Source organism: Pseudidiomarina atlantica, assembly GCF_000753735.1.
GTDB classification, from domain to species: domain Bacteria; phylum Pseudomonadota; class Gammaproteobacteria; order Enterobacterales; family Alteromonadaceae; genus Pseudidiomarina; species Pseudidiomarina atlantica.
This window is the reverse complement of the sequence record NZ_JPIN01000040.1, coordinates 1-1,200: the sequence shown is the minus strand read 5'-3', so window position 1 is coordinate 1,200 and position 1,200 is coordinate 1. Positions and strand designations below refer to the sequence as shown.

The 1,200-nt window shown below is 48.0% G+C and carries 1 protein-coding gene; it reads right to left on the bottom strand.

Annotated features, from left to right (window positions below):
- Window positions 1-49: 49 nt before the first annotated feature.
- Window positions 50-1,125, bottom strand: a protein-coding gene (locus IDAT_RS12835) for an IS3 family transposase (protein WP_156099536.1) whose coding sequence is annotated in 2 segments (ribosomal slippage) — window positions 50-876 and window positions 876-1,125 — 1,077 coding nt in all. Because the reading frame shifts where the segments join, the coding sequence is not laid out codon by codon here.
- Window positions 1,126-1,200: the final 75 nt, after the last annotated feature.

Here is a 1,200-nt window from a genome sequence, read left to right as displayed (position 1 = left end):
CGTGACCTTTCCCCTGAAATAACACCACATTTTCAATGAGATTTCAGTTTTATGCCACCTGTTTTGCGTACTCAGCTGGCGGTAAATAATTCAGTGAACTGTGCGGTCGCTCTTCGTTGTAATGACGCTGCCACTGCTCAATATCGTACCTTGCTTCATCCAGTGTTCTGAACCAGTGCTGATTCAGACATTCGTTTCTAAACTTACCGTTCAGGCTCTCCACAAAAGCATTTTGTGTTGGTTTGCCTGGCTGAATGAAGCTCAGACGAACACCTGTGGTTTTGCTCCAGAAGAACATCGCCTTGCTGGTAAATTCGGTACCGTTGTCGCAAACAATCGAATCTGGCCGGGCGCGAATTTCAATCATTTGTGATAAAAATCGCGCGACTTGCTGACCTGATATCGACACTGAAACCAGCTGGCCAACGACTTCTCGACTAAAGTCATCAACAATATTTAAGACCCGAAAACGACGCCCGCTGGCTAACTGGTCGGAGACAAAGTCCATCGACCAACGCTGATTCACAGCGGTTGGGGCGTCCATCACGACGCGTGGTCGCGTTAGTTTTTTACGCTTTTTAGTGCGAACCTGAAGCCCTTGCTCCGTGTATAAACGGTACGTCCGCTTCTTATTTTTAACTAAACCTTCGCGCTTCAGAAGGCCGTGTAGCATCAAATATCCGTAACGCGGATACTCGACTGCTAGCTCCTTTAAACGAGCCGTAACAGGCTCATCTTGGCGCTTTTTAGGCTGATATCGATAAGCGGTTCGACTCAGCCCGACCAACTTGCACGCAAGGCGCTCACTAAGCCTAAAGGTAGTTACTAAGTGCGTAACCACACGCTTTTTGCTGGCGGGCTTTACCACTTTTTTGAGACGACGTCCTTCAAGGCTTCCGTCTCAAGCATTTTTTCCGCGAGGAGCTTCTTCAGCTTGGTGTTCTCAGCTTCAAGCTCGCGCAACCGCTTCGCTTCGTTGACTTCCATACCCGCGTATTTGCTGCGCCAGTTATAGAAAGTCCCGTTTGATATCCCCAGGCGGCGGCAAATATCTTCAACCTTGGCTCCGGCCTCATGTTCTTTGATGGCCTTGATAATTTGTTCTTCGCTGTAACGTTTTTTCATGTTGAGATCTCCACTTGACCCATTTTAATGGAAATCTCATCGATGTCATGGTTCTATTCTTGAGGGAGACGTCAC